The sequence below is a fragment of the Pseudomonas sp. ACN8 genome, from assembly GCF_002303925.1.
GTDB lineage: Bacteria > Pseudomonadota > Gammaproteobacteria > Pseudomonadales > Pseudomonadaceae > Aquipseudomonas.
The window spans coordinates 1-2,282 of the sequence record NZ_MRCS01000103.1; the positions used below are offsets into that span (position 1 = coordinate 1).

Genomic DNA, 2,282 nt, shown 5'->3' on the forward strand with positions numbered 1-2,282 from the left:
CCGCCCCACCGCTTCCAAGCGGGCTTCTCCGAGAGTCACCTTGACGCCCATGAACGTCCCATCGTCGAACACATGCCGAGCGCCCGGGCGATCCAAAACGGCTGGTTCAGGGGCGATTATCAGCAGTTGACGCGCGGTCTCTTCGAAGATGTCCTTGTTTCGCCATTCGGCGCGGGGGCGGCGCTCATGGATCGGAAGTTCCTCTCCCTTGCCACCGTCGAAGTTGTCCCACTCCGCCTTCTTGTTGGCAAGAGTCACGCGCCACTGGATCTTTGCGTCGGAGACGGTAATTTCCCCCAGCACGTTCCCGTCGGCATCCCTGGCATAGACACGAAATCGCGCCGCTTGGCGCTTGATCTGGTCGCCGTGCGCCCCGTCCTTGTATCCCCCAGCTGGGTGCACGGCCACTCCAGGCGTCTCGGGCCCGACAAAGTACCCAGTAGGACTGTTACCAACTCGCGCGATCCCGATGGCGGGATGGATTGAACAAGATGCAATGTCTTTCATAGACTTCTACCGCTCTCCGTGGCATGCGTCAGCGCATCAGATAGACTGACTTACTAGGGTCTAGTTGAAGTGCGGCGTGCCACGTTGCGCAGCCTTGATGCGATAGTCCAGTAACTGCTTGGCATGCAGTGGCACCTGCTCTGATGTCTTTTCGTTGATTGGCAAATTAGTGCCGGTCGGATCCATGTCGCTTGGAATTTTGGCCATTCGATCTTCTCCCGGTTTGCGAACCTGTTTTCCAATCGGTAGGTACAGATGCCAACATCTCGGCGTCGTGCTTTCTGTCGTAACGCTGTTAAGAAACGTCTTTGTTGGAATCCGTACCTTAGGCATACAAACTTTGCGCTTAGGGAAAGCACAAAATCGGTAAATTTGGGTTTTGTGCAACGAACTCACTAAACCTAGCATAGGATTTTCACAAGCCGGGTGGGCCCCGCCCAAAAAAAACGTCTTATTTCGTTGGAGTGACTGCCGGACGGCCCCTTACGGCCTTGCTTTGCCTGCCTCCGCACCGTTTTGACGGCGCGTCGAAGAACCTCGATAGTCTGCGAAAAGCAATTTGGCAATGCACTCATCTGATTCGTTGCGTTCTCTGTAGTAGTAGATGTCACCTTGACACCCCTGTAATTGCTTCTAGCTTATTTCTTGCACTCCGGGAGCAATTCACGAGGAAGTCAGGATGAACAGTATGAAAGCCCTAGCTTCGGTAGTTTTATTAAGCCTGACCCTTGAGGCAGCCGCCGAGGAGACCATGCCCACCGCACAACAGATCGAGCGCGATGAGATTCTTTCTTTGACCGCATTAGCGGTGGTTTACCGTGATTGGCAAAAGGCCCCCATAACAGCTGACAGCCGAGGCCACAACATTGGCTCGATATTGGTGGACAAGGATTCGACACCAGTTTTTTGGGCTAGAAATGCGGCTAACAAAACTGACAATGCTAGCCAGCATGGAGAAGTCCGCCTAATCCAAAATTTTTTGAATTGCCCGTCCGTTGGCAAATATGCCAAGGGTTACACGGTATACACCACGCTTGAACCATGTGCCATGTGTACTGGATTGATGACTCTAACCCGGGTTTCCAGAGTGGTGTATGTGCAGGCGGATCCCGGTTTTGGACACGCTCGTGATGCGCTCAAGAAAATCAATTATCCGAACGTCTTCGATCAGTACTCACCTTCTGATCTGGATCAGAAGAAGGCCTTGGAAGCGGGCTTTCAAAATTACTCACAGGGAAAGGAAAATCCTTCAATAACGGACTTCCTGTTGACGGTCGAAGCCCGAAATGCATTTAGCGATGCCGAGAAACAACTGAGCGACTACAAAGCTATCTACCCGGAAAATGCTGCGATCGTAGCGAACGCACAAGCCTTCGTTAATAAGGTGCCAGGCGTCGAAGGTGAAGATCACCTACCCGACTATTGCCCTACGAAATGATCGCCTAAAATATAAATCCATCTACATGGTGCATTCAAAGGAGTATCAGATGCGACGTTATACTTGCACTTTCGCGATAGTTGTATCGCTGTCCATCAATTTGACCGCACTGGCGGCTGAACGATGTGACACTCCCCTCAGCATTGGTTCGTGGAATATCGAGTGGCTAGGCAATGCCAAAGAAGGAAAAAGAACGGCCCAATCACCATCGGACATGGCTGACTATCTGATGGTTGCCGATATAAATGTACTGGCACTTTCTGAAATTTCTTCCACTAACTCAGTCACCGGAGAAGCCCGAAACCAGCAGCTTGATGAAACTTTCGCCCGGCTCAGT

General features: G+C 51.9%; 4 protein-coding genes. 2 read left to right on the plus strand and 2 right to left on the minus strand.

All coding sequences use genetic code 11. The features are described 5' to 3' along the window. Both BSF44_RS29050 and BSF44_RS30485 read right to left on the minus strand, forming a co-directional pair. On the minus strand, positions 1–507 hold a 507-nt coding region (locus tag BSF44_RS29050), incomplete at its 3' end, for a LodA/GoxA family CTQ-dependent oxidase (protein ID WP_218194566.1). A 60-nt stretch (positions 508–567) separates the two neighbouring features. Then, positions 568–714, minus strand: coding sequence for a hypothetical protein (locus tag BSF44_RS30485; protein ID WP_172435420.1), 147 nt, complete (start codon positions 712–714; stop codon positions 568–570). 472 nt (positions 715–1,186) lie between these two features. Here BSF44_RS30485 and BSF44_RS29055 point away from each other — a divergent pair, with 472 nt between their 5' ends. Beyond that, a complete protein-coding gene (locus BSF44_RS29055) occupies positions 1,187–1,945 on the plus strand; it encodes a nucleoside deaminase (protein ID WP_141250117.1) in 759 nt (252 codons plus the stop codon). A gap of 49 nt (positions 1,946–1,994) precedes the next feature. Then, positions 1,995–2,282, plus strand: a 288-nt coding sequence (locus tag BSF44_RS30235; RefSeq protein WP_218194567.1) for a hypothetical protein, incomplete at its 3' end; no start/stop codon positions are given.